Source organism: Hydrocarboniphaga sp., assembly GCF_965279055.1.
GTDB lineage: Bacteria > Pseudomonadota > Gammaproteobacteria > Nevskiales > Nevskiaceae > Hydrocarboniphaga.
The window spans coordinates 4,774,632-4,798,163 of the sequence record NZ_OZ257125.1 but is presented as its reverse complement, the minus strand read 5'-3'; the positions used below and the strand labels follow the sequence as shown (position 1 = coordinate 4,798,163).

At 65.6% G+C, this 23,532-nt stretch carries 24 protein-coding genes; 14 read left to right on the top strand and 10 right to left on the bottom strand.

What is annotated here, in order from left to right; all coding sequences use genetic code 11:
• Positions 1-3: 3 nt before the first annotated feature.
• Both ACQZF9_RS21500 and ACQZF9_RS21495 read right to left on the bottom strand, forming a co-directional pair.
• Complete coding sequence (locus ACQZF9_RS21500) at positions 4-1,494, bottom strand: peptide MFS transporter (protein ID WP_428311009.1); 1,491 nt, start codon at positions 1,492-1,494, stop codon at positions 4-6.
• Positions 1,495-1,656: 162 nt separating this feature from the next.
• The gene (locus ACQZF9_RS21495) at positions 1,657-2,163 is read right to left on the bottom strand and encodes a DUF4112 domain-containing protein (protein ID WP_428311008.1); all 507 of its coding nucleotides are present in this window, start codon (positions 2,161-2,163) and stop codon (positions 1,657-1,659) included.
• Between the two features lie 91 nt (positions 2,164-2,254).
• Between ACQZF9_RS21495 and plsB the strand changes: the two genes are divergently transcribed.
• A complete protein-coding gene (plsB, locus tag ACQZF9_RS21490) occupies positions 2,255-4,741 on the top strand; it encodes a glycerol-3-phosphate 1-O-acyltransferase PlsB (RefSeq protein ID WP_428311007.1) in 2,487 nt (828 codons plus the stop codon).
• 84 nt (positions 4,742-4,825) lie between these two features.
• On the top strand, positions 4,826-5,563 hold the full coding sequence (locus tag ACQZF9_RS21485; protein WP_428311006.1) for an FKBP-type peptidyl-prolyl cis-trans isomerase: 738 nt from the start codon (positions 4,826-4,828) through the stop codon (positions 5,561-5,563).
• 232 nt (positions 5,564-5,795) lie between these two features.
• Here ACQZF9_RS21485 and ACQZF9_RS21480 read toward each other — a convergent pair whose 3' ends face one another.
• On the bottom strand, positions 5,796-6,239 hold the full coding sequence (locus ACQZF9_RS21480; RefSeq protein ID WP_428311005.1) for a DUF4124 domain-containing protein: 444 nt from the start codon (positions 6,237-6,239) through the stop codon (positions 5,796-5,798).
• Between the two features lie 80 nt (positions 6,240-6,319).
• Here ACQZF9_RS21480 and ACQZF9_RS21475 point away from each other — a divergent pair, with 80 nt between their 5' ends.
• Positions 6,320-6,562, top strand: coding sequence for a hypothetical protein (locus tag ACQZF9_RS21475; RefSeq protein ID WP_428311004.1), 243 nt, complete (start codon positions 6,320-6,322; stop codon positions 6,560-6,562).
• A 7-nt stretch (positions 6,563-6,569) separates the two neighbouring features.
• On the opposite strand, the gene ACQZF9_RS21470 is transcribed toward ACQZF9_RS21475, so the two are convergent.
• Entirely contained in the window at positions 6,570-7,787 is a 1,218-nt protein-coding gene (locus ACQZF9_RS21470; RefSeq protein ID WP_428311003.1) for a murein hydrolase activator EnvC family protein, read from the bottom strand.
• Between the two features lie 77 nt (positions 7,788-7,864).
• Here ACQZF9_RS21470 and ACQZF9_RS21465 point away from each other — a divergent pair, with 77 nt between their 5' ends.
• From ACQZF9_RS21465 to ACQZF9_RS21445, 5 genes are all read left to right on the top strand, one after another.
• Positions 7,865-8,290, top strand: coding sequence for a rhodanese-like domain-containing protein (locus tag ACQZF9_RS21465; protein WP_428311002.1), 426 nt, complete (start codon positions 7,865-7,867; stop codon positions 8,288-8,290).
• Between the two features lie 19 nt (positions 8,291-8,309).
• Entirely contained in the window at positions 8,310-8,567 is a 258-nt protein-coding gene (gene grxC, locus ACQZF9_RS21460) for a glutaredoxin 3 (RefSeq protein ID WP_428311001.1), read from the top strand.
• Between the two features lie 81 nt (positions 8,568-8,648).
• Positions 8,649-9,170, top strand: a complete 522-nt coding sequence (gene secB / locus ACQZF9_RS21455; protein ID WP_428311000.1) for a protein-export chaperone SecB — start codon at positions 8,649-8,651, stop codon at positions 9,168-9,170.
• 7 nt (positions 9,171-9,177) lie between these two features.
• Entirely contained in the window at positions 9,178-10,176 is a 999-nt protein-coding gene (locus ACQZF9_RS21450; RefSeq protein WP_428310999.1) for an NAD(P)H-dependent glycerol-3-phosphate dehydrogenase, read from the top strand.
• Positions 10,177-10,361: 185 nt separating this feature from the next.
• The gene (locus ACQZF9_RS21445) at positions 10,362-10,751 is read left to right on the top strand and encodes a PEP-CTERM sorting domain-containing protein (protein ID WP_428310998.1); all 390 of its coding nucleotides are present in this window, start codon (positions 10,362-10,364) and stop codon (positions 10,749-10,751) included.
• Positions 10,752-10,792: 41 nt separating this feature from the next.
• Here ACQZF9_RS21445 and ACQZF9_RS21440 read toward each other — a convergent pair whose 3' ends face one another.
• Both ACQZF9_RS21440 and ACQZF9_RS21435 read right to left on the bottom strand, forming a co-directional pair.
• The gene (locus ACQZF9_RS21440) at positions 10,793-11,254 is read right to left on the bottom strand and encodes a tRNA (cytidine(34)-2'-O)-methyltransferase (RefSeq protein ID WP_428310997.1); all 462 of its coding nucleotides are present in this window, start codon (positions 11,252-11,254) and stop codon (positions 10,793-10,795) included.
• Between the two features lie 20 nt (positions 11,255-11,274).
• Positions 11,275-11,742, bottom strand: a complete 468-nt coding sequence (locus ACQZF9_RS21435; protein WP_428310996.1) for a DUF2007 domain-containing protein — start codon at positions 11,740-11,742, stop codon at positions 11,275-11,277.
• Between the two features lie 61 nt (positions 11,743-11,803).
• Here ACQZF9_RS21435 and ACQZF9_RS21430 point away from each other — a divergent pair, with 61 nt between their 5' ends.
• Entirely contained in the window at positions 11,804-12,025 is a 222-nt protein-coding gene (locus ACQZF9_RS21430) for a hypothetical protein (protein ID WP_428310995.1), read from the top strand.
• Between the two features lie 89 nt (positions 12,026-12,114).
• On the opposite strand, the gene ACQZF9_RS21425 is transcribed toward ACQZF9_RS21430, so the two are convergent.
• Positions 12,115-14,922: a M16 family metallopeptidase gene (locus tag ACQZF9_RS21425; protein WP_428310994.1), complete on the bottom strand. Its 2,808-nt coding sequence runs from the start codon at positions 14,920-14,922 to the stop codon at positions 12,115-12,117.
• Positions 14,923-14,991: 69 nt separating this feature from the next.
• Here ACQZF9_RS21425 and ampD point away from each other — a divergent pair, with 69 nt between their 5' ends.
• The 3 genes from ampD to ACQZF9_RS21410 are packed head-to-tail and all read left to right on the top strand — an operon-like array spanning position 14,992 to position 17,317.
• On the top strand, positions 14,992-15,561 hold the full coding sequence (ampD, locus tag ACQZF9_RS21420; RefSeq protein WP_428310993.1) for a 1,6-anhydro-N-acetylmuramyl-L-alanine amidase AmpD: 570 nt from the start codon (positions 14,992-14,994) through the stop codon (positions 15,559-15,561).
• Positions 15,562-15,585: 24 nt separating this feature from the next.
• Positions 15,586-16,476 (top strand): regulatory signaling modulator protein AmpE, encoded by an 891-nt coding sequence (gene ampE / locus ACQZF9_RS21415; RefSeq protein WP_428310992.1) that lies wholly within the window; start codon positions 15,586-15,588, stop codon positions 16,474-16,476.
• 4 nt (positions 16,477-16,480) lie between these two features.
• Positions 16,481-17,317, top strand: coding sequence for a cobalamin-binding protein (locus tag ACQZF9_RS21410; protein ID WP_428310991.1), 837 nt, complete (start codon positions 16,481-16,483; stop codon positions 17,315-17,317).
• Positions 17,318-17,322: 5 nt separating this feature from the next.
• On the opposite strand, the gene ACQZF9_RS21405 is transcribed toward ACQZF9_RS21410, so the two are convergent.
• Positions 17,323-19,335 carry an alpha/beta hydrolase family protein gene (locus ACQZF9_RS21405; protein ID WP_428310990.1) on the bottom strand — a complete coding sequence of 671 codons (2,013 nt, stop codon included), beginning with the start codon at positions 19,333-19,335 and terminating at the stop codon, positions 17,323-17,325.
• Between the two features lie 212 nt (positions 19,336-19,547).
• Here ACQZF9_RS21405 and ACQZF9_RS21400 point away from each other — a divergent pair, with 212 nt between their 5' ends.
• Both ACQZF9_RS21400 and clsB read left to right on the top strand, forming a co-directional pair.
• Positions 19,548-20,309: an endonuclease/exonuclease/phosphatase family protein gene (locus ACQZF9_RS21400; RefSeq protein WP_428310989.1), complete on the top strand. Its 762-nt coding sequence runs from the start codon at positions 19,548-19,550 to the stop codon at positions 20,307-20,309.
• A complete protein-coding gene (clsB, locus tag ACQZF9_RS21395; RefSeq protein WP_428310988.1) occupies positions 20,306-21,592 on the top strand; it encodes a cardiolipin synthase ClsB in 1,287 nt (428 codons plus the stop codon). Before ACQZF9_RS21400 ends, clsB begins: the two co-directional genes overlap by 4 nt.
• Before the next feature lie 18 nt (positions 21,593-21,610).
• Here clsB and ACQZF9_RS21390 read toward each other — a convergent pair whose 3' ends face one another.
• Both ACQZF9_RS21390 and ACQZF9_RS21385 read right to left on the bottom strand, forming a co-directional pair.
• The gene (locus ACQZF9_RS21390; RefSeq protein ID WP_428310987.1) at positions 21,611-22,363 is read right to left on the bottom strand and encodes an ABC transporter ATP-binding protein; all 753 of its coding nucleotides are present in this window, start codon (positions 22,361-22,363) and stop codon (positions 21,611-21,613) included.
• Entirely contained in the window at positions 22,360-23,505 is a 1,146-nt protein-coding gene (locus ACQZF9_RS21385) for an ABC transporter permease (RefSeq protein WP_428310986.1), read from the bottom strand. Before ACQZF9_RS21385 ends, ACQZF9_RS21390 begins: the two co-directional genes overlap by 4 nt.
• Positions 23,506-23,532: the final 27 nt, after the last annotated feature.

Genomic DNA, 23,532 nt, shown 5'->3' with positions numbered 1-23,532 from the left:
ACATCATTGAACATTGCCGATCAGCTTTTGCACCGGCCGCGAAATCAGCAGCATCAGCGCGCCGGCGCCAGCGGTGACCATGAAGATCAGCAGAAAGCGGTCGGGCAATGCCGCGACATTACTAGGATCGGCCAGATGCCCGGCCATCAGCCCGGCGATGATATGGCCGAGCGAGGCGGCCATGAACCAGGTGCCCATCATCTGGCCGACGTAGCGGCGCGGCGCGAGCTTGGTCACCGCGGCCAGGCCGACCGGCGACAGGCACAGCTCGCCAGTGGTGTGGAACAGATAGGTCAGCACCAGCCAGGTCGGCGCGACTTTCTCGCCAGCGGCGACGTAACGCGCCGCGTAGTACATCACCAGGAAGCCGATCGCCATCTGCAGCAGGCCGAGCGCGAACTTGGCCGGAATCGACGGCGTCAGATTGCGCCGCGCCAGGTTCACCCACAGCGCCGCGAAGAACGGCGACAGCAGGATGATGAACATCGGATTCACCGCCTGCATCCACGACGCCGGCAGCTGCCAACTGCCGAAGTCGCGATCGGTGTGATCCAGCGCGAACAGGTTGAACGAGGAGCCGGCCTGCTCGAAGCCGGCGAAGAATACCGCTGCGCCGACGAACAGCACGATGATCGCGCAGACGCGCTTTTTCTCCAGCGCATCGAGCTTGCCGAGCAGCAGCACATAGCCGAAATACAGCGCCGCGGTGGCGACGATGATCACCGCCGCCTGCTTGGACAGCCGCACCGGATCGATCGCCAGATGGCCCTGCAGCGCCGCCGTCATGATCACCGCGATCGCGGCCAGCGCGGCGACGACGATCAGCCACCCGCGGCGGCGACGCCGCTGATCCAGCCTTGCATCGCCGCTGCTCGAAGGCAGCAGGCCGATGTTGCCGAGGTGGTGGCCGTAGAGCTTGTACTGCACCAGTCCGGCGACCATGAACAGCCCGGCCGCGCCGAAGCCGTAATGCCAGCCATGCTTTTCACCGAGCCAGCCGCAGATCAGTTTTCCGGCGAACGCGCCGACGTTGATGCCCATGTAGAAGATCGAGAACCCCGCATCGCGGCGCGCGCCGCCTTCGGGGTACAGCTCGCCGACCATCGCCGAGATATTCGGCTTCAGCAGTCCGGTGCCGAGCGCGATCAAGGTCAGGCCGACGAAGAACGTCGCGTTGCTCGGAATCGCCATCGTGAAATGGCCGGCGGCGATGATGCAGCCGCCGGCGAACACCGCGTCGCGCAGGCCGAGCAGGCGGTCCGCGATCCAGCCGCCGGGCAGCGAGGCCAGATACACCGCGGTGGTGTAGATGCCGTAGGCGGCGGTGGCCATGTCGCGGCCCAGGCCGAGGCCGGGATTGTCGTCCTCGACCGCGGCGACCATCGCCAACACCAGGATCGCGCGCATGCCGTAGTAGGAGAAACGCTCCCACATCTCGGTGAAAAACAGCGTGGCGAGCCCGCGCGGATGGGCCGTGGCGGCGGTTGACGTCATGTAGTTCGGGAGGCCGGAAAGGCGCGGCGGCAGAGCGCTGGACCTTGCCCGCTGCAGCGGGCTGCGTCAATCCGGGGTTTTCCGGTGGAGTCTGGCTCGCGCCAAACCCCGGGTTGCACCCGGGCTACGCGTCGCTTCGGTAGCCCGGGTGCAAGCCGCGATTCACGAATACAGGTGCTGGAACAGCGCCACCATGCCGTACACCGCCAGCGCGAACATCGCCACCGGCACCAGCAGCACCAGAAACAGCAGCGGCCCGCGACGCACCGGCTTGGCACCGGCCGGTGTCTGCGTGTGCCGGTCGAGGTGATCCAGCAGCAGCCGCGCGTTCATTGCATTGGAGCGGAATGCGAAATCGAAGATATCGCCCAACAGCGGTACCGAGCCGACCAGGCCGTCGATCACGGTGTTGCCGAGCATGCGCGCGATCAGGCGGTTCGGCGCGCCGGCGCGCAGGCCCTCGGTCAGGATCGCGCCGCCCATCAGCATGCCGGCGAAATCGCCGATGCCCGGAATCAGGCCGATGATCGAGTCCAGGCCGAAGCGCAGGCGCGTGCCGGGAATACCGATCAGGCCGTCGAGACCGTGGGCGATCAGCGCCACGCGCTTGCGCGCGGCCAGCAGCCTTTGCTGATGGGCGTGGGGGTCGGGATGCGTGGGATCGGCCATGGTCGCCATTATCGGGGAATCAGCCGCATCGGGGCTGACTCTCAGACCGGGTAAACTCCCAAGTTCCTGCCTGACCGGTCATGCCTTACACGTGTTCACTGCGGCCTTCTATTGGATTGCCTGGTGGCTGTTTCAGCCCCTGAACCGGCTGATCGGCTATCGCACCACGCCGTCGGAGCTGGCGGCCAAGCTCGCGCTGGATCCGACCAAGCCGGTGGTTTACGTGCTGGCGGCGCGATCCTGGGGCGACCTGTTCCTGCTCGACCGCATCTGCCGCGATCACGGCCTGCCGCGGCCCGGCCGCACCGGCACCAACCTGCCGAGCACCAGCCAGGCCGGCGCGCTGTACCTGCCGGCACTGCTGGAAACGCGCATCCGCGACACCGCGCTGACCGCGGTGGTCACGCGCGCCGCGGCCGATCCGGCCTTCGACTGCCAGGTCGTGCCGGTGTCGGTTTTCTGGGGCCGCGATCCGGGCCAGGAAACGTCGTTGTGGAAACTGATTTTTGCCGACAGCGTGCAGGCCGGCATGATCCGCAAGCTGATCATCATGCTGGTCAACGGCCGCAACGTGTATGCGAACTTCGGCCTGCCGATGTCGTTTCGCGATTTCGTCGCCAACCAGAAAGCGCCGGATTTCGCGGTGCGCAAGCTCGGCCGCCTGCTGCACATCTACTTTCTGCATGCGCGCACCGCGGCACTGGGCCCGACGCTGCAGAACCGCGACGTGGTGATCCAGCAGCTGCTGAACACGACGCGGGTCAAGGAAGAAATCGCCGCCGAAACGCGGCGCGGCAAGCTCAACGCGGAGCAGACCGCGGCCAAGGCGCGGCGCTATGCCGAAGAGATCGCGGCGAACTATTCGGCGACCTCGGTGCGCTTTCTCGAGATCGTTCTCGAGTTCGTCTGGAACCGCATTTTCCGCGGCGTCGAAGTGTTCGGCATGGAGCGTCTGCGCGTTGAAGCCGCGCAGGGGCACGAGATCATCTACCTGCCGTCGCACCGCAGCCACGCCGACTACCTGCTGCTGAGCTATGTGCTGTACCGCTCCGGCCTGGTGGTACCGCATATCGCCGCCGGCGTGAATCTGAACTTCTGGCCGGCCGGGCCTATCCTGCGTCGCGGCGGTGCGTTCTACATGCGGCGCAGCTTCGGCAGCGACCGGCTGTATGCGGCGGTGTTCCGCGCCTACGTGGATTCACTGATCGGCCGCGGCTATTCGATCAGCTTTTATCCCGAGGGCGGCCGCAGCCGCACCGGCCGCCTGCTGGCGCCGAAAGCCGGCCTGCTCGGCATGGTCGTCGAGTCGGCGCTGCGCCAGAGCGCGCGCAAGGTGTCCATCGTTCCGGTCTACGTCGGGTACGACAAGGTCTGGGAGCTGTCGAGCTACTTCAAGGAACTGCGCGGCGCGCAGAAACAAAAGGAATCAGCCTCGGATCTGCTCAAGGGCGCCAAGCTGCTGACCAAGTCCTACGGCCGCGTGCACATCAATTTCGGCGAGCCGATGCAGCTGCAGGAGTACGCCGACAAGCATCTGCCGGGCTGGCGCGACAGCTTGCGCGCCGGTACCGAGACGCCGCCGGGCTGGCGCGATTTCGTCGGCCGGCTGGCGCTGGCGAATCACCGCCGCGTCAACGCCGCCGCCGTCGCCAGCCCGGTGAGCCTGGCCGCGGTGGCGATGCTGGCGAGCCCGCAGCGCGCGGTGTCGCGTACCGAATTCATCGAGCAGCTCGCGCATCTGGTGCGCCTGCTCGAAGGCCGACCGTACAGCGACACGCTGGAAATTCCGGTGAAATCGCCGGCCGAATCGCTGGAATGGGCGGCGCCGATCGCGCGCATCGCCACGGTGCCGCATCCCTGGGGCGATCTGCTCGACGTTGCCGACCGCGACGCGGTGCTGCTGACCTATGCGCGCAACAACATCCAGCATCTGTTCGCGGTGCCGAGCCTGATCGCCAACCTGTTCCGCACCCGCGCCGCGCTCAGCGAGGAGGCCGTGGTCACCGGCTGCCGTGCGCTGTACCCGTTCCTGCGTACCGAGTTCTACCTGCGCTGGGAGCCGGCCGAGGCCGAACAGGTGGCGCGCGACTGCATCGAGGTGATGCTCAAACAGGGCCTGCTGCTGCGCAACGACGACGGCCGGCTGGCGCGTCCGGGCGTGTCGACGCCGGAATTCTCGACCTTGGCGATGCTCGGCCGGGTCATGGGCGAGACGCTGGAACGCTATTGCATGACCACCTTGCTGCTCGCCGACGAACGGCGTACGCAGCAGAGCGTCGCCCGCGACAAGTTCGAGGAAGACTGCCGCCGCCTGGCCGAGCGCATGGGCGTGCTGACCGGCCGCGATTCGCCGGAATTCTTCGATAAAGCCCTGTTTAAAGGCTATCTGGATACGCTGATCGACCTCGGCCTGGTGACCGAGGGCGAGGACCGCAAGCTGCTGGTCGACGCCCGTATCGAGCGCATCGCCGAGCGATCACTTGAACTTCTGTCGGACGAAACGCGTCAGACGCTGCTCCAGTTGCTCAGCCGCAGGCCGCAGGCGGCCACGGTAGCTCTGGAAACGCCTTCACTGTAATCTGCCCGCCGTTAGCCTAACCTGCGCTCCCCAAACCGGTCTTCCAAGCCCGGTTTTCCACCCAGAACTTCTTCAAGAGAACTTATGCACTCCTCCTTCCGTATGCTCGCTGTCGCCGCCTGCGCGAGCCTGTTGTTTGCCTGCGCCAAGAAAGAAGACGACAAAGCGACCGCCAGCAGCGGCGAGCTGACCACTGACGCGCAGAAGTTCGGCTATTCCATTGGCGTGGATCTGGGCAACTCGCTCAAGCCGGTCAAGGACCATGTCGACGTCGCCGCGCTCGAAGCCGGCCTCAACGACGTGACCAACGGCGTGACCCCGAAGCTCGACGACGCCGCCCGCGAGGAGATCAAGAACACGGTCTCCAAGAAGATGCAGGAAGAGCAGGTCAAGGCGCGTGAAGAGCAGGCCAGCAAGGCCAAGGAAGAAGGCGCCAAGTTCCTCGCCGAAAACGGCAAGAAGGAAGGCGTCAAGACCACCGCGTCGGGCCTGCAGTACGAAGTGCTGAAGGAAGGCGAGGGCAAGCACCCGACCGCCGCCGACAAGGTCACCGTGCACTACAAGGGCACGCTGCTCAACGGCGAAGAATTCGACAGCAGCTACTCGCGCGGCCAGCCGGTGACGTTCCCGCTGGGCAACGTGATCCCGGGCTGGACCGAAGGCGTGCAGCTGATGACGCCGGGCTCCAAGTACAAGTTCTACATTCCGTCCGAACTCGCCTACGGCGAGCGCGGCGCCGGCGTGAAGATCGGCCCGAACCAGACGCTGGTGTTCGAAGTCGAGCTGATCGACATCGGCAAGGACGAAGCACCGGCGAAGTAAGCCTCAGGCGCCTCGTTCAAAAGCGGCGGCAGAGCGATCTGCCGCCGCTTTTTTTGTGCTCCGCGCTTTTTGATCGGCCTCTGCGTTCGACCGGGTCCCTCGATACAGCCGCTTCGCGGCCACTCGGGACGAACGGGAGTTCGCTTGGGCTTTTTGAGGCACTAACCGCCCTGCGTTCGTCCCGAGTAGCGGGCTTGCCCGCGTATCGAGGGGCCGGACCGTAGCAAAAGCGCTACGGACGACAGCTCTGCTTGATGGTGTCCGCCGCTGTCTTGCGCTGCTTTTCCCACTCGTCGGCGTCCATGCGGCGCAGTTCGCCGCCCTGTTCGCGCATGCGCAGCCGGTTCGGCGGGCGCTCGTCCAGGAACTGCAGCTGCGCGCGTGCATTGCTGCACTGCTGCTGCAGCGCTTCCTTGGCGCTGGCGGCATCGGCACGCGCCTTGGTCTTGGCGGTGTCCTGTTCCTCGATGCGTTTGAGAAAAGCCTTGTTGCCGTTGTCGCCGGGCGGCGCGCTGGCCGGCGGCGGCAGCTCCGGGTGCACGGTCTGGTACTGGCCCTTGACCGGCGGCGTCTGCTCGTAATGGACCACGCCGCTGGCGTCGGTCCAGCGGTAGGCGGTCGCGGCGATGGCGGCTGGCGTCGCCACGGCGAGCAGCAGAACGGTCGTGATCTTCATCGCCGCATATTAAGCCCGACGCCAGCCGCGCTCTGATCGAATCGGACCGGACGCACACCCGCAACCGACCGGAGGCCGTCATGGACGACGACAAAGCGGCGCCACAGGCGGACCCGCCGTTGAGCTACGCCGAGAGGGCCGAGCTGGCGCGGATCAAGAAAACCAAGCTCGACAACGTGCGCACCCGGCACAACCGCGAGGCGCTGCAGTCGCTGGTGCACAAAGGCCTGGTCGAGCCCGGCCTGAACAACGATCTGACGCCCGAAGGCGAGCGCCAGCTGGAGCATCACAAACCGGTGATCGACACCCCGGACCGCGGCTAGCGCGCGCTTACTTGCCGAGCCATTCGCGCGGATCCAGCGCGGTCGAGCCCTTGCGCAATTCCAGATAAACGCCGCTGCGATCGTGGCCGCCGGTGTTGCCGGCAGTGCCGATGACCTGGCCGGCCTCGACCTTGTCGCCGGCGGCCGGCGACGAGGTCGCGCAATGGCCGTAGAGCGTGAAATAGCCGTTGCCGTGCTCGAGGATCACGATCAGGCCGTAACGCTGCAGCCAGCCGACATAGGCGACGCGGCCGCTGGCGATCGCGCGCACCGCGGTGCCTTCCCTAGCGGCGATCCAGCGGCCGCTCCAGCTCAGGCGACCATCGGCCTTGGGCGAACCGTAGTCGGCGATGATGTTGCCGCGCAGCGGCCACGGCAGCTTGCCGCGCTGCTGGGTGAACGGCTTGCTGGCGTCGAAGTCGCCGGGAATGCTGGCCAGCGCCTCGCGCAGGGTCTCCAGCAACTTGCGCACTTCGGCCTCGTCGGCCTGGGCCTGCTTGAGCTCGCTTTCCGAGCTGACGATGCTTTTTTCGATCTGCGCCAGCGTGGCGGCGCGTTCCTGGCGGCCTTTTTCGAGATTGTTCAGCGCCTGGGTCTGTTCCAGCTCCAGCGACTCCAGCCGCGCGCGCTCGTCGATCAGCTGGTTCTGCAGCCCGGCGATCTTGTCCAGCTCAGCCTGCACCGCGGAGACCTGCCCGGCGCGGGCGCGGTTGACGTAGTCGTATTCGGCCAGCACGCGGCCGATCTGCGCGGTGTCGTTCTGGTTCAGCCACAGCTGGGTGCGGGCGCGATTGCCCATCACGTAGGCGGCGCGGATCTGCCGGCCCAGCACCTCGCGCTGCACGCCCAGGCGGTACTGGGCCTCGGCCTGCTGCGCCTGGTTGGCGCGGATGCGCTCGTTCTGCGCGGCGACCTCGCGGCGGATCGCCTTGAGCTTGCCCTGGGCATCGGCGAGCTTTTTTTCGGCCGCTTCCAGCGCGCCGCCAAGCTCGTCCTTCTTGCCGCGCTCGCGCTGCAGCTGGCTGCGCAGCGCGTCGATCTTGCCCTTGACCTGCTGCAGCTCCTGCTCTTTCCTGCGGATGTCGCCGGTAGCGGGAGCGTCGGCGGCGACAGCGGCCGGTGCGGCGACCAGCGCCAGCAGCGCGCAGGCCGCCAGCGCCCAGGCGCGGGGCTGGACCCGGGTCGCCGGGCGGTCTCGCTTTCGGTCGGGGGTATGGGATGCCATAATTCCGGGCCTATCATAGACGTCTCGCATCGCCCTCTCCCACACCTTTTGGCGCCCGTCGCCATCGCCGGACACCCATGCAGCTGTACCTCGATTTCGTCATCGCCCACCCGATCCTGTTTGCCGCGCTGGCCTTCGTCGCGGCGCTGCTCGTCGCCAACGAGGTGCACGGCAATATGACCGGCGGCAAGCGCCTGTCGATCCCCGAAGCGGTGCGCTTGATCAACGACCGCGAGCCGCTGATCGTCGACGTGCGCGCCGTCGCCGACTTCAAGCGCTCGCATCTGCTCAACGCGCTGAACATTCCGCTGGCCAAGATCGAAGAGCGCGCCACCGAACTGGGCCGCGACAAGAGCCGGCCCATCCTGATTTACGACGCGCTGGGCAGCAGCGCCGGCGAAGCCGCCGACAAGATCAAGAAGCTCGGCCACGCCGAGGCTTATCCGCTACGCGGTGGCATCAACAGCTGGCTCGGCGCCAGCCTGCCGGTCACCGCGAAGTAGGCCGTCACAGGAAACCGATATGGCCCCGGTCCGCGTCTATTCCACGGCGTACTGCCCTTACTGCGTAATGGCCAAGCGCCTGCTCGACGGCAAGGGCGTGGCCTACGAGGAAATCCGCGTCGACCAGGATCTGCAACGTCGCGATGAGATGATGCATCTGTCCGGGCGCCGCACCGTGCCGCAGATCTTCGTCGGCCAGACCCATGTCGGCGGCTTCGACGACCTGTCGGCACTGGATCGCGCCGGCGGCCTGGACCCGCTGCTTGGCAGCGCCTGACGCGGTTTTTTTCTTTAACCGACGCCCCGCCGGCGTCGTTCCCCACCTGTCTATTGATCCGCTTTTTGGAGTTTTGCCGCCATGGCTGCTGACGTCACCCCCGAATCGCCCGCCGTGCTGCCGCAGGCCGACGCACGCCAGGTCATGCTGCAGAAGTTCTATCTGCGCGACGCCTCGGTGGAAGCACCGCTGGCGCCGCAGATTTTCTCGCGCCCCTGGCAGCCGCAGGTCGACGTCAACGTCGCGACCAACGTGCAGTCGCTCGGCGACGACCAGTTCCACCTGGTACTGACGGTCACCGTCACCGCCAAGCTCGGCACCGACGTCGCCTTCCTGGTCGAGGTGCAGCAGGCCGGCGTGTTCGTCGTGCGCGGCTTCCCGAGCGAGCCGGAACGCGCCGCGGTGCTGGCCGGCTATTGCCCGAGCCTGTTGTTCCCGTTCGCGCGCGAAGCGGTGTCGGACTTCGTGCAGAAGGCCGGCTTCCCGCAGCTGCTGCTGCAGCCGATCAACTTCGAGGCGCTGTTCATCGAACATCTGAACCGCGCCCGCGCCGAAGCCCAGGGCGCCGCGCCGGCCACTACGGCCGAAGCCACCACGCACTAAGCGCGCGATGAAAGGCATCGCCGTCCTCGGTGCGGGTTCCTACGGCACGGCGCTGGCGATCCAGCTGGCACGCCGCGGCACGCCGGTGTGGCTGTGGGGACGCGACCGTGATGCGCTGGCCGCGATGCAGGCCAAGCGCCTCAACGAGCGCTATCTGCCGGAAGCGCATTTTCCCATCGGCCTGACAGCGACGTCCGATCTGCGGCTGGCGATCGAATCCTCGGAAGAATTGCTGATCGCGGTACCGAGCCACGCGCTGCGCGAAACCCTGCGCAAATGCGAGCCGCTGCTGCCGCCGGGCATGGGCATCGCCTGCGCGATGAAGGGCATCGAAGCCGGCACCGGCAAGCTGGTGCACGAAGTGGTCGCCGAAGAGCTCGGCGATTCGCGCGATCTGGCCGTTATTTCCGGCCCGACGTTCGCCAAGGAGCTGGGCCTGGGCCTGCCGACCGCGGTGACGGTGGCGTCCTCCAATCTGGCCTACGCCGGCCGTATCGCGCACGCGCTGCATGGCGATGGCTTCCGCGCCTACACCGCCGACGACGTCATCGGCGTCGAGATCGGCGGCTCGGTCAAGAACGTGCTGGCGATCGCCGTCGGCATCGCCGACGGTCTCGGGCTGGGCGCGAACACGCGCGCGGCGCTGATCACGCGCGGTCTCGCCGAAATCATGCGCCTGGGCGAGGCCATGGGCGCCAAGCCGGAGACGCTGATGGGCCTGTCCGGCCTCGGCGACCTGGTGCTGACCTGCACCGACAACCAGTCGCGCAACCGGCGCATGGGCCTGCTGCTGGCGCAGGGCAAGAGCGTTGCCGATGCGACCGCGGAAATCCGCCAAGTCGTCGAAGGCGTGAAGGTCGCGCCGGAAGTGCGGCGGCTGTCGCAGCAGCACAGGGTCAGCATGCCGATCACCGAGCAGGTGTACCGCGTGCTGCTGGCCGAGATCTCGGCGGTGGACGCGGTGCGGGCGCTGGCGACTCGGCCGTCCAAAGCCGAGAACGACTGATGTCGGCGGCAGCGGCAGATCTGGCGTTACAAACTGACGCCATAACCACTTGACAACGAGTTCACGTTTCTGAAAGAAATTTGCGATGTCGCGGTAAATTCCTACAGCTCTTGAAATCGGCCTCGTGTAGTTTTTGACCAAGGTGGGTCAAAACTGTCCTCGATTCGGCAAAGGGAGCTTTTCAGATGTTCAATTTACGCAATTCGTTCTTGGCGCTGGTCGCCGTGGTCTCGATGAGTTTCGCTGGCTCGGCCAACGCGAAGCTGATCGACCTGGGCGCCAGCAGCAATCTCGCTGCAACGACGTCAAGCCTGGTCATCCCGATTCCGGGCCTGGCCAAGCTCACGATCGGCTACGGTGGCGGCCTGTCTCTGGGCCTCAATCTGTTCCCGACGCTGAACACCGTGATTCCGATCATCGACCTGACGCTCGGCCCGCTCAGCCTCGCGGCGAGCATCGGCCCGGCGGTTCCGGAGCCGGAAACCTACGCGATGATGGCGCTGGGTCTGGGCCTTGTCGGGCTGGCTGCGCGTCGCCGTCGCAAGCTGCCCGCGCCGACGCAGGCGACTGCCTAGGCCAGCCCCGGCTGAGCCGTTTTTGCGGGCGGCGCCGAGGTTTATGCGCCGCCCGCAAATTCTGTCTGTCGCCAGGCCTCGTAAACCACCACTGCAACCGCGTTGGACAGGTTGAGGCTGCGACTGTCGGGCTGCATCGGCAATCTCAGTTTGTGTTGTGCATCCAGGCTGTCGAGAACCGAGGCCGGCAGGCCGCGTGATTCCGGGCCGAACAGCAGAACGTCGTTATCCTCGAACCGCACGCTGTCGTAACGCCGTTGCGCTTTTGTTGAAAGTGCAAACACTCGCGCGCTACCTATAGCGACCATAAAATCATCAAAGCTTTCGTGGACGCGGATCACCGCGATCTCGCGATAGTCCATGCCCGCGCGGCGCAGCGAGGCGTCGTCGATTGAAAATCCCAGCGGTTTGATCAGATGCAGCACCGCGCCGGTGTTGGCGCACAGGCGCATCACGTTGCCGGTGTTCGGTGGAATCTCGGGTTGATAGAGCGCGACCTGCATCGTGGTGTTTTCCTGGCGCTTCAGGATCTGGGGGCTTCGCAATTCCAGCACAGCTCGAAATGCGAGGGCACGTTTTCGCCGCAGGCGCAGTGCCAGATCGACGGATTGAATCGGCGCCGCTCGTACTCGGCAAGCAGCTGCCGCGCCTGAGTTTCGTCCGCAGGATTCAGCAGGTAAAGCCGCGGATACTCCATCGGCAGCTCGCCGCGCGCGCTGCCCAGATGTTCACCGTCGATGCGCACGGCCACACCCTGGTCACCGAGATAGTCGCGAAGAATCTGGGCTTCGAGCGTATTGGCGGCGAGATAGAGTGCGGGCATGTGCACAGCAGAATCCTCAGTGTCGGCGTTGCCGTCAAGCGCGGCCGACGGCGAGGTTTGACAGGCCCGGATAGCGCCGCCTAGGCTGCGATCACTGTCGATGGTGCGCCCGATGAAAACCCGTTTCGATTTGACCGCCGCTGCGCTGCGCCCGTTTGCGCTGGCCATCGTCCTGACTCTGGCCAGCGTTCCGGCCTTTGCCGACGAAGTGGTCCAACAGGGCGAGGATGTGCTGCCTGACAGTGCACCGTCGGCAGGCGCGATGGCGTTCGACCTGGTCGTGATCCGCCCCTTGAGCCTGGTCGCGACCCTGCTCGGCTCCGGCCTGTTCCTGCTGCAACTGCCGCTGGACCTGATCCAGGGCACGCCGCCGGTCGACCCGGCGCAGAAGCTGGTGGTCGAGCCGGCCCGTTACACCTTCGATCGTCCGCTGGGCGTGATGGAGTACTAGCCGCTGGGCGGCAGCGGCTCACCCCTTAGCGCGCAATCCAGGTGCCGGGGCCAACGACCTTGCCCTGCCGCGGTACGCCGGGCCGCGCATCACCTCAGCACTTTGCCGTCGGTATCCAGAACCTGCACGTCGCCGAGGCCGAGCTTGCGCACCGGCGCTTCGATTTTGCTCAGGTCACCGATCACGACCCAGGTCAGCGCGTCCGGTTTGAGGTAGCGCTTCAACGCGGCGTTGGCGTCGGCGACGCTGAGGTTTTCGACCTTCGGCACGAGGTCGTTGTAGTAGGTGTCGGGCAGGCCGAACTGCAGGATGTTCAGGTACGAGCCCGCGACTTCACCAGCGGTTTCGTTGTCGCCGGGCAGGCCGACGACGATGTTGTCCGCCGACATTTTCAGCTCGGCTGCCGTGATCGGCCTCTTGCCGACGATGGCGCGCAGCTCCTTGTCCATTTCGCGCATCGACTCGACGGTCTTGTCCGCCTGCACCGGCGCATAGGCGATCAGCGGACGCTGGCCGCGCGCGCTGCCAAGCTGCGAACTGGCGCCGTAGCTCCAGCGCTTGTCTTCACGCAGATTCATGTTGAGCCGCGAAATGAACAGGCCGCCGAGCGTGTTGTTGGCCACCGTCGCGGCGATGTCGTCGGCGTCGGCTTTCGGCGGCGCCAGCAGCACTGCGGCGATCATCGTCTGGCCGGCGCCGGTCTTGTTGACCAGGAACACGCGCGGCTTCGCCGGCAGCGCCACCGTCGCCAGATTCTTGGTCGGCCTGGGCTCGGCCGGCGCCTTCCATGACGCCAGCCGCGCTTCGAGCAGCGGCTTGATTTCGGCCAGCGTGGTGTCGCCGACGACCATCAGCCTGGCATTGTCCGGCCGCACCCAGCGCGCATAGAACTGCTTCAGACCGTCGGTGCTGAGGCTCGCCACCGAAGCCTCGGTGCCGTTACCCGAACGCGGATTGGAATAGGCGTGGCCCGGCCCGTAAATCAACTGCGGATACAGCCGCGTCATGATGCCGGTGGGCTGCGATTTCTCCTGCTGGATCGCGGCCAGGCGCTGTTGCTTGAGCCGAGTCAGTTCCTTGTCGGGAAAGCTGGGATGCAGCAGCACGTCGGCGAACAGATCCAGCGACGGTTCGAGCCGGCTCTTCAGCGCGTTGACGCCGATCAGCGCCGCATCCGCGTTGGCGGTGGTCATCAGCACCGCGCTGAGGTCTTCGGCGCGCCGTGCGATCGCCAGCGAGTCCATCGTCGGCGTGCCTTCGTCGAGCATGTCGAGCGTCATCTTCGCGGTGCCGGCGGCAATGCCGGCGTCGGCCGAGTAGCCGGCGTCGACCAGCAGGGTCGCCTGCACCACCGGCACTTCGTGGCGTTCGGCGAGCAGCACTTCCAGGCCGTTGGACAGGGTCGTGCGCTGCAGCGGCGGCAGTTTCAGCGGCGGCGCTTCTCCCACCGCCGGCAGCTTGCTGCGATCGGCGCCGGTCTTGGCTGGCGTGTATTCCGGGAACGGCTGCACGTCGAGCGTGAAGCGGCCGTCGGCGAGCCACTTGCCGGCGACCTCGCGCACCTCGGCCGGCGTGGTGCCGAGAATCCAGCGCATCTCGGTCTTGTAGTAGTCGGGCGTGCCGCAATACACCTGGTACTGCGCCAGGATCGAGGACTTGCCGGTGAACCCGTCGATGCGCTCCAGGCCGCGCACGAAGTCGCCTTCGTGCTGCACCTTGACGCGCTCGAGTTCTTCGGCGGTCGGGCCTTCGCGCAGGAAGCGCTGCAACTCCTCCTCGATCGCCGCCTCGACGGCCTTGATGTCGCCGCCCGGCGCCACCAGCGTGTCGATCTGGAACTGGCTGCCGATTTCAAACGGGCCGAGGCCGGCGCTGACCGCTGTGGCCAGACGGTCCTTGTAGACCAGGCGCTGATACAGCCGACTGTTCTTGCTGCCGGCGAGCACTTCGCCGGCGAGCTGCAGCAGATTGGTGTCGTGATCGCAGAAGCCCGGCACGTTCCACACCTGGAACAGCCGCGCCTGCGGCACGCGATCCTGCAACGAGCTGCGCTTGGAGCCGCTCATCTTCGCGGTCCAGGGGCCGTGGCGCTCCAGCGTCGGGCCGGGCGCGATGTCGCCGAAGTACAGCTCGACTTTCTTGATCACCTCGGCGGTATTCACATCGCCGGCGATCACCAGCGTCGCGTTGGCGGCGCCGTAGTGCTCGTCGAACCACTTCTTCACGTCGGCGACGGTGGCGGCGTTCAGATCCTTCTCGGAGCCGATCGTGGTCCATGAGTACGGATGGCCGACCGGATAGGTCTCCTTGGCGATGATGTCGTCGGCCAGGCCGTAGGGCTGGTTCTCGCCCTGGCGCTTTTCGTTGAGCACCACGGCGCGCTGCTCGTCGAGCTTCTTCTGGTCGATCGCGCCGGTCAGATGGCCCATGCGATCGGATTCCAACCACAGGGTCATGTCCAGCGCCGAGGTCGGCACGTTCTCGAAATAATTGGTGCGGTCGAACCAGGTGGTGCCATTCATCTTCGACGCGCCGACCGCTTCCAGCGGCCGGAAGAATTCGTCGTTGTAATGCTCGGAGCCGTTGAACATCAGGTGCTCGAACAGGTGCGCGAAGCCGTGCAGGCCTTCGGGTTCGTCCTTGCTGCCGACGTGGTACCAGACGTTGACCGCGACGATCGGCGCCTTGTGGTCCTCGTGGACCAGCAAGGTCAGGCCGTTGCCGAGCACGTGCTTGGTGTACGGAATATCGAAAGCCGCGGCGCGCTCCGCGCCGGTCGCGGCGGCCGAACCGGCCTTAGCGGCCGGCGCCGGCTGCGCCGCGGTGGTGGTGCAGGCCGCAAGCGACAGGGCCAGCAGCGCAAAGCCGGCGCGGGCGGCCAGACGATCAACGATCATGAGAATTCCGGGAGACGAGCAATGCGCCATTGTGCACACTGCACGGCGCCCCGCGCATAGAGCCCGAAGATGCCGCCAAGTTCCTTGCAGATCGATCCCGCCACTAACCGCCTGCTCGGTGCGCGCTGGCTGGCATCGCCGAATTACGACGCACGGCCGGCCGGCAACGCGATCGATCTGCTGGTGGTGCATGCGATCTCGCTGCCGCCGGACCAGTTCGGCGGCCCCTGGATCGACGCGCTGTTCACCAACACGCTGGACCCGGCCGCGCATCCCTACTTCGAGACGATCAAGGCGCTGACCGTGTCCGCGCACTGCTGCATCTTCCGCGACGGCTCCATCACGCAATACGTGGCCTTCGACCAGCGCGCCTGGCACGCCGGGGCCTCGCAATGGCAGGGGCGCACGCGCGCCAACGATTTCTCGATCGGCATCGAGCTGGAAGGCTGCGACACGCAGCCCTTCGAAGCCGCGCAGTACCAGTCGCTGGTCGGCGTCACCAAGGCGCTGCTGGCCACGTATCCGACGCTGCAGCCGGGCGGCATCGCCGGCCACAGCGACATCGCGCCGGGCCGCAAGACCGACCCCGGCCCGCTGTTCGACTGGCCGCATTTCCGGCGTCTGCTGACAGCCGCGTAACGCAACAGCTGTCATCATTGCCGCATGCTGCTGATCGCAACCATTTGTGCCCTGCTGCTCGAGCGCCTGCTCGGGCAGATCGATTGGTGGGGTCGCCCGCTGCTGCTGCAGACCACGGTGCGCGGCGCGCGCGGCCTGCTGCGCTGGCCGGAGCTGTGGACCAGCCCGGCGATCGTGCCGCTGCTGCTGCTGCCGCCGCTGGGACTGACCGCGCTGATCGAGCAGCAGATCGAAAACCCTTTCGTATCGCTGGGCTTCTCGGCGCTGGTGCTGCTGCTGTGCCTGGGCCCGCGCGACCTCGCCGACGACCTGCACGAAATGCTGCGCGCGCATGCCGCCGGCGACGTCGAGACCACGCGCCGCCTGGCGCGCGCGCTGCAGCGCGGGCCGCGGCCCGACGCCAGTCATCGCTCGCTGGTCGGCGCGATGTTCATCCAGTCCCACGAGCGCCTGTTCGGCATCCTGCTGTGGTTCTTCGTGCTCGGCCCGATCGGCGCGGTGGCCTACCGCGTCGCCAGCCGTCTGCCGCGCGTGCTGCATGCCGACGGCAACACCTTGGCCGCGGATTTCGCCGACGCACTGCATGGCCTGATGGCCTGGATTCCGGCGCGCATCACCGCCTTGCTGTTCGGCATGGCCGGCAGCCTCGACGACGCGCTGCGCGCCTGGAGCCAGCTGCGCTTCGATCCGGTGTCCGGCGATGTCGCCGGCTGGAGCCGCAAGACCTGGGCGGTTCTCGCCGAAACCGCGACCGGTGGCCTGGAAACCGATGGCGAGGACGGCGGCGGCCCGACGCTGCCGCCGAACTTCGAGGCGACGCTGCACGAGGTGATGAGCCTGCAGAACCGTGCGTTGCTGATCCTGCTGGCGTTCTTCGCGTTCTTCGCCACCGGCGCCTGGGTCAGCGGATTTTGAGCCGATGATGATGATGCGGCGCCTGCTCGGCCTGTTGCTGCTCGCGCTCGCCACGCCGTCGCTGGCACAGGCGGCGCGCGTGGTCGCGATCGCACCGCATTTGAGCGAGCTGGTATGCGCGGCCGGCGCCTGCGACCAGCTGGTCGGCCGCGTCGAGTACAGCGACTACCCGGCGCAGGTCGCCAGGCTGCCCAGCGTCGGCGATGCCTTCAGCCTCAACGGCGAGGCGCTGCTGGCGCTGCATCCGGATCTGGTGGTGACCTGGCAAAACGGCACGCCGTCGTCGACGATCGCGCAGCTCGATCGCCTCGGCATCCGCAGGCTCGACATCGAGATCCGCAAGCTCGCGGATATCGAAAGCGCGCTGATCGCCATCGGCGCCAGGCTCGGCACCTCGGCGACGGCAAAGACCGAAGCGGCCCGCTTTCACCAGCGCATCGCCGCGCTGAGCGCGCAATACAAGGCGGCGTCAAAGCTGCGCGTGTTCTACCAGATCGAGGCCGACCCGATTTTCACCGTCAACCGCAACAGCCCGATCAGCGAAGCCATTGCGCTATGCGGCGGCGACAACGTGTTCGCCGACCTTCCGCTGCTGGCCGGCGCGCTCGGCCGTGAGGCGGTGCTGGCGCGCGATCCCGATGTCGTCGTCTGGGGCCGCCAGGACAACTCGGCCGGTATCGAGGCCTTCTGGAAACGCTGGCCCGACGCGAAGGCCACGCGCAGCGGCAATCTCTACGCGGTCGACGCCGACACCCTGGCGCGCGCGACACCGCGCATGGCCGACGGCGTCGCTGAACTCTGCGGCGTGATGGATCAGGCGCGGCGCAAAACGAGGCGCTAATCCACTTAGTGCAGAACCGGTGCAACGGCTGGCGTGACGGCCGCGACGCCGATGTTGCGCGCCAGGAAGGCTCTTACCGCTTCCAGAAACCTGACCTCGTCGGCCTCGGCATAGAAGCCGTGCTCTTCGCCTTTGAACGGCATCCACTCGTAATTCTTGTTCTGCCTATCGAGTTCCTGGCGCAGCTCCTTGGCCTGGCTGAAAGGTACGCGCTCGTCTGCATCTCCATGTGCGATCAGCACCGGCGCTTTCAGTTTGTCGATGTAACTGATTGGTGAATTACGCAGCAACTCTTCCTTGTCGACACCGACTACTTCGCTCAGATAATCGCGGCCGAAGTGGCTTCTTGCGATATCAGAATCGCTGCTCTGTGTCGCTAGGTTATAGACGCCCGCATAGGCAATGGCGCAGCGGTACAGATCCGGTTCTTTCACCGCACTCATCAGCGCCGCGTAACCGCCGTAGCTGGCTCCCATGATGCAAACCCGCGCTCCGTCGGCGATCCCGGCCTTTACGGCCCAGGCCACCGAGTCGGTGAGATCGTCCTGCATCGACGTGCCCCAATGACGGTAGCCGTCGTGCTCGAAGCTGCTGCCGTAGCCCCCGGAGCCGCGATAGTTCACTTGCAACACGGCGTAGCCCAGCGAGGCCAGATACTGCGACCACATGTCCCACTCCCAGTAATCACGAACCCCGTGTGGCCCCCCGTGCGGCATGATCACCATTGGCCGCTTTTCGGGCTTGATGCCGCCGGCACTGATTAGGTAACCGGAGAGAAGGCGGCCGTCGCGTGCCCTGACTTCGATCGGCGTCGCCGAGTTCATCGCCGCAGGGTCGATCCAGGGTCGCGACGAGAACAGATACTCCGCCTTCATCTTTGTCAGATCGAGCAGATAAAAATCGCCAGGGTTGCGATCGCTGTTGACCGCGACCACCATCTGCTTGCCATCCAAGGTCTTGCTGGTGACACGCACGCGTTGACCGGAAAAGCTCTTCAGCAAGGTCTTATAGGCTTTCGCGTCAGTCGAATCCTTTTCAATGAGTTCGACACTCGGCAAGCCATCTTCAAAGCCGACTGCCACCGGGCGGCCGTTTTCGGTCGACATCGGCACGCCATCGACGTCGACGTGTTCATTGCAGGCGAGTGTCTTCAGCTCGAGGCTCACCAAGTCGCGGCTGCGCAGGCATGTGCGATCGCTACCCTGGTTCGAAAAAAGGTAAACCGTGCGCGCGTCCTCGCTAACACCCACCAGCCTGATCGAAGTGTATTTATCATTCTGCTGCACCAGCTTCCAGGTCCCGGCTTCGACGTCGTGCAGGTATTCGTTGCGCCTCAAATCGTCGGTGATACCCAGCGCGTACCGCGCATGCCCAGCGACATCGGTTGCCACCGAGCCGGGGCCCAGGTAGCCGGCGGTGATCGCGGACACGTTCTGCTTGATGCCGTTGCGCACATCCAGCAATTGAATCCTGTACTCCGGAATATGGTTGCGCCATGACTCGACCGCGATCAGTGCATGGGCCGGGTCACGCGGCAGCGGATCGATCATGTACGCTGCCGCATACTCCTTGCGCACACCCGCGATGTGCGTGCCCGTACCGGTGCCACCCTGATATCCATGTAGGTAGGTCTTGCCGCTGCCGTCGGCGTTGATGGCATAGAGTTCGCCGGTCAGATAAGGCTGGTCGAGCGGCCCGAAGCTCTTTGCCATCGCCACTACTACCCGCTCTGGCGATACCCACCAGAATCCGTTGACGTGCTGCTGATGCGAAAAGCGTAGCGTGCCGGTCAGCTTCTGCGACGACAGATCGATGATACCCAGACCGACCACGTCGTCCTGCGGATAGGTCACCGCGAGATAGCGGCCGTCCGGCGAGATCCTCGCGTCGATGTACTGCTCGTGCTTGGCAAACTGAGTCAGTGTTGTCGGCTCCGGCGCCTTGATAGCGGCTGTTGCGCCAACGGCATCGCAGGCGACCAGGCACAACGCTAGCGTGCGCAGGAATGGATTGCTCAACGGATTCTCCCCAAGTACTTAGCCCGCCCCACAGGGCAGGTGCCCAACCGGTTCCGTCGAGGAACGATGGCTGGCTCAGGCGCTGAGCGTGAAAAAAAGCCGCTTCGGCCGCAAGAGTGAAGTCGGTATCGCTTTGCAATGCAAACTGTTCCGGTTCAGTTAAGGCTTTTCGCGCAAGATCAGGCTCCTGTTTCCATCGGTCCGTCCGCAGCATGGAAGGCTCACTGCCGCTCACCACGTTCAAGGTGCTGACGTTGAACACCCACAAGGGGTTCACCGTCTTCAACCGTCGCTTCATGCTGCACGACCTGCGCGAGGCGGTGCGCGGAGTCGGTGCGGACGTGGTATTCCTGCAGGAAGTGCTGGGCAGCCACGAGCTGCATTCGTCCAGGCAGAAGGACTGGCCGGCGTCGCCGCAGTACGAGTTCCTGGCGGACACGATCTGGGGCCACTATTCCTACGGCCGCAACGCGATTTATCCGGACGGCCATCACGGCAACGCGGTGCTGTCCAAGTTTCCGATCACCAGCTGGCAGAACCGCGACGTGTCGATCGCGGGTCCGGAACGCCGCGGCCTGCTGCATTGCGTGCTCAAGGTGCCGCAGCGCGATCTCGACGTGCATGTGATCTGCGCGCATCTCGGGCTGATGGAAGATCACCGCCAGCAACAGCTGAAGCTGATGTGCCAGATGATCTCGCAACATGTACCGGCCGATGCGCCGCTGATCATCGCCGGCGACTTCAACGACTGGCGCGTGCGCGCCAATCGCGTGCTCGACCGCTGCGGCGTGCGTGAGGCTTTCGTGGAACACGAAGGCCGCGAAGCCAAGACCTTCCCGTCGCGCTTTCCCGTGCTGCGGCTGGATCGCATCTACACCCGCAACGTGCGCACCGCGCGGCCGATGGTGCTGTCGTCCAAGCCCTGGTCGCATCTGTCCGACCACGCCGCGCTGGCGCTGGAAATCAGCGTGTGAGCAAGCCCCGGCACGATTGGGTGGGCGGCAACCGTCTCGAGCTGCTCGAGAACGGTGAGGCCTATTATCCGCGCGTGCTTGAGGAAATTGCCCGGGCCCAGAAAGAGATCTTCGTCGAGACTTTCATCCTGTTCGACGACAAGGTCGGCAAGCCGTTCCAGCAGGCGCTGATCGCGGCGGCGCAGCGCGGCCTGCGCGTGGAACTCACCGTTGACGGCTACGGCTCGGCCAATCTGACGCCGGAGTTCATCGCCGAGATGACCGATGTCGGCATCGGCTTTCACGTCTACCGGCCGCAGCCGAAAATCATGGGCGTGCGCACCAATCTGTTCCGGCGCCTGCATCGCAAGCTGGTGGTCATCGATGGCCGCCTGGCTTTCGTCGGCGGCATCAATATTTCGCATGACCACATCGCCGATTACGGCGAGGGTTCCAAGCAGGATTACGCGGTCGAAGTGGAAGGGCCGGTGGTGCGCGACATTCATCGCTTCTGCGAACTGTCGGTGGCCAAGCATGCGATGAAGACGCAGACGCGCCAGCGCTGGTGGCAGCGCAAACGGGCGGCTCCGCCGGCGCCGCATCTGCAGCCGGTCGGCAGCGCGCGCGCGATGTTCGTGGTGCGCGACAACGAGCGCCATCACGACGACATCGAGCGCCAGTACCGCCACGCGATCAAGGCGGCGCGGCAGCGCATCGTCATCGCCAATGCCTATTTCTTCCCGGGCTTTCGCCTGCTGCGCAATCTGCGCGACGCGGCGCGGCGCGGTGTCGACGTCACCTTGATCCTGCAGGGCAAGCCGGACATGTGGTACGTCAAATGGGTTGCCGAGAATCTGTACGAATACCTGATGAAGGCCGGCGTCACCATTTACGAATACTGCGAGCGGCCGCTGCATGCGAAAGTGGCGGTGATCGACGACCGATGGGCAACGGTGGGTTCGAGCAATCTCGATCCGCTGAGCTTGTATCTGAATCTTGAATCGAACCTGGTGTTCGACGACGCCGCGTTCAATCAGCACCTGGCGTCGCGGCTGCAGAATCTGATGCACAACAGTTGCCGCAAAGTGGAATGGACCGCGATCCCGAAACGCGATATCCGCCGTCAGCTATTCAACTTCGTCACCTATCACCTCGGCCGGCGTTTCCCCGCCTGGGTCGGCTGGCGGCCGGCGCATGCGGCGGGGCTGGGGCAAACCAAGCCGGATACGCGCGCGGTCGGCGATCAGCGGCAGAATCCCGGCGGAATGGAGAGTGCCGAACCGGGAACGAGCGGGCGTTTGTAGCCCGGGTGCAATCCGGGTTCAGTGCCCGCGATGCTCGGCGGCGATTTCATCCGGTGAATTGAGCGTGCGGAACACGCGGCCGTCTTCCATCTCGGCCATGCGATCCGCATAGGAATAGATGCGGCTGTCGTGAGTGACGATGATCACCGTGCGGTCGGCGCTGGCGGCGACGTCGCGCAGCAGCTGCATCACCAGCACACCGTTTTCGCGATCGAGCGCCGAAGTCGGCTCGTCGCAGATCACCAGCCGGGGTTCGTGCACCAGAGCGCGGGCGATCGCGACGCGCTGCTGCTGGCCGCCGGACAATTTGCTCGGCCTCTCGTTGGCCTTGTGGCCGAGTCCGACGCGCTCCAGCACTTCCTTGGCGCGCTTCAAGGCGACCGCATTGCTTTTGCCCTGTATCAGCAGCGGAATCGACACGTTCTCGCCGGCGGTCAACGTCGGGATCAGGTTGAACTGCTGAAAGATGAAGCCGATGTTGAGCGCGCGGAACCGCGTCAGCGCGCCGGCCTTCATCCGGTCGATGCGCTCGCCAAAGACGGTGACTTCACCGCCGTCGGCATTCAAGGTGCCGGCTAGCACCGACAGCAAGGTGGTCTTGCCGCAGCCGGAAGGCCCGACCAGCATCACCAGGCCGCCGAGTGGCGCGTCGAAGTCGGTGGTCTTCAGCACATGCGTGCGCGCATCGCCTTCGCCGAAAAACTTGTCGACGGCGCGCATGCGCACCGCTTCGCCGCCGACGCTGCTCGGCCTGATGATGTCGCCGCTCATGCGCGGAACACGATCGCGGGTTCGAGCCGCGCGATGCGCAGGATGCCACTGAGCGCCGCGACCGAACTGATCAGCAGCACGATGCCGAGCACGATCGCGGGCACCTGCCAGGGCATCGCATAGGGGATGGTGCGGGTACTGATCGCCATGCGTCCGAAGGCGACGGTGATGCCGACACCGATGCCGTAGCCGATCAGCCCGACCGCCACGGACTGGAACAGCAGCATCTTGCACAGCACCGGCGTCGGCGTGCCCATGGCCTTGAGCGCGCCGAGAAAGCGCGTGTTTTCGAGCACGAAGGAATAGAAAGTCTGCGCCGAAATCGCCATGCCGACGACCAGGCCAATGAACACGGTGATGCCCATCACCGCCGGAATGCCGGTGTTCCGGAAGAACCACCGGATCGTCGACCAGCGGAACTCCTCGTTGGTGAAAGCCTTCAGGCCGGTTTCTTTTTCGATGCGCCTGGCGACCACTTCGGCGGTCAGGCCCTGCGCCGGTTCGGCGAGCACGAAGCTGAGCATCTTGCGCGACTTGTAGGCGTAGCCGGAGACCGCGCGGTCATAGGTCGTATAGACGTAGGGGCCGCCGATGAAAGGCCGCTGCACATCGCAGATGCCGACGACTTCCACCTCGTTGTCGTTCAACTCGAGCACGTCGCCGACACCGATCTTGGTGTCGCGGCCCTCGCTGAAACGCTCCACCGCGAACTCGTCGATGATCGCGGTGCCGGGCCGGCGCAGCTCGGCCAGCGAGCCTTGGATGATCTTGCCGGGCGCGCCGGCGAGCGTGGTCGGGTCGAGGCCGACCAGGGTGATGAACTTGAAGTTGCTGTTGGTCGGATCGCGCGCGACGACGATGCCCTGGTACAGCGGCGCGGCCCAGGCGACACCGTCGACCGAGCGGATGCGGTCGGCGTCGGTGTCGCGCAGCGGCTTGTTCTCGTTGACCTGCTCGACCTTGGGGTCGGCGACCCAGATGCTGGCGCGCATGTTCACCAGCGGCGAATAGGTCCAGCTCATCAGGCCGCAGAACAGCGCGCTCTGCTGCGCCATCAGCAGGGTCGCGAAGGCCATGCCGCTGACCAGCATCATGTACTTGGACTGATCGCCGAACAGCATTTTCAGCGCGACGAGGTACACGAGTCTCCGTTCGGGCGGCGAGGCCAC

Coding starts and splice junctions, on each gene's coding strand:
- ACQZF9_RS21500 (WP_428311009.1), bottom strand. CDS start 1,494: ATGACGTCAACCGCCGCCACGGCCCATCCGCGCGGGCTCGCCACGCTG.
- ACQZF9_RS21495 (WP_428311008.1), bottom strand. CDS start 2,163: ATGGCCGATCCCACGCATCCCGACCCCCACGCCCATCAGCAAAGGCTG.
- ACQZF9_RS21485 (WP_428311006.1), top strand. CDS start 4,826: ATGCACTCCTCCTTCCGTATGCTCGCTGTCGCCGCCTGCGCGAGCCTG.
- ACQZF9_RS21480 (WP_428311005.1), bottom strand. CDS start 6,239: ATGAAGATCACGACCGTTCTGCTGCTCGCCGTGGCGACGCCAGCCGCC.
- ACQZF9_RS21475 (WP_428311004.1), top strand. CDS start 6,320: ATGGACGACGACAAAGCGGCGCCACAGGCGGACCCGCCGTTGAGCTAC.
- ACQZF9_RS21470 (WP_428311003.1), bottom strand. CDS start 7,787: ATGGCATCCCATACCCCCGACCGAAAGCGAGACCGCCCGGCGACCCGG.
- ACQZF9_RS21465 (WP_428311002.1), top strand. CDS start 7,865: ATGCAGCTGTACCTCGATTTCGTCATCGCCCACCCGATCCTGTTTGCC.
- grxC (WP_428311001.1), top strand. CDS start 8,310: ATGGCCCCGGTCCGCGTCTATTCCACGGCGTACTGCCCTTACTGCGTA.
- secB (WP_428311000.1), top strand. CDS start 8,649: ATGGCTGCTGACGTCACCCCCGAATCGCCCGCCGTGCTGCCGCAGGCC.
- ACQZF9_RS21450 (WP_428310999.1), top strand. CDS start 9,178: ATGAAAGGCATCGCCGTCCTCGGTGCGGGTTCCTACGGCACGGCGCTG.
- ACQZF9_RS21445 (WP_428310998.1), top strand. CDS start 10,362: ATGTTCAATTTACGCAATTCGTTCTTGGCGCTGGTCGCCGTGGTCTCG.
- ACQZF9_RS21440 (WP_428310997.1), bottom strand. CDS start 11,254: ATGCAGGTCGCGCTCTATCAACCCGAGATTCCACCGAACACCGGCAAC.
- ACQZF9_RS21435 (WP_428310996.1), bottom strand. CDS start 11,742: ATGGCCAGCGCAAACGGGCGCAGCGCAGCGGCGGTCAAATCGAAACGG.
- ACQZF9_RS21425 (WP_428310994.1), bottom strand. CDS start 14,922: ATGATCGTTGATCGTCTGGCCGCCCGCGCCGGCTTTGCGCTGCTGGCC.
- ampD (WP_428310993.1), top strand. CDS start 14,992: ATGCCGCCAAGTTCCTTGCAGATCGATCCCGCCACTAACCGCCTGCTC.
- ampE (WP_428310992.1), top strand. CDS start 15,586: ATGCTGCTGATCGCAACCATTTGTGCCCTGCTGCTCGAGCGCCTGCTC.
- ACQZF9_RS21410 (WP_428310991.1), top strand. CDS start 16,481: ATGATGATGATGCGGCGCCTGCTCGGCCTGTTGCTGCTCGCGCTCGCC.
- ACQZF9_RS21400 (WP_428310989.1), top strand. CDS start 19,548: ATGGAAGGCTCACTGCCGCTCACCACGTTCAAGGTGCTGACGTTGAAC.
- ACQZF9_RS21390 (WP_428310987.1), bottom strand. CDS start 22,363: ATGAGCGGCGACATCATCAGGCCGAGCAGCGTCGGCGGCGAAGCGGTG.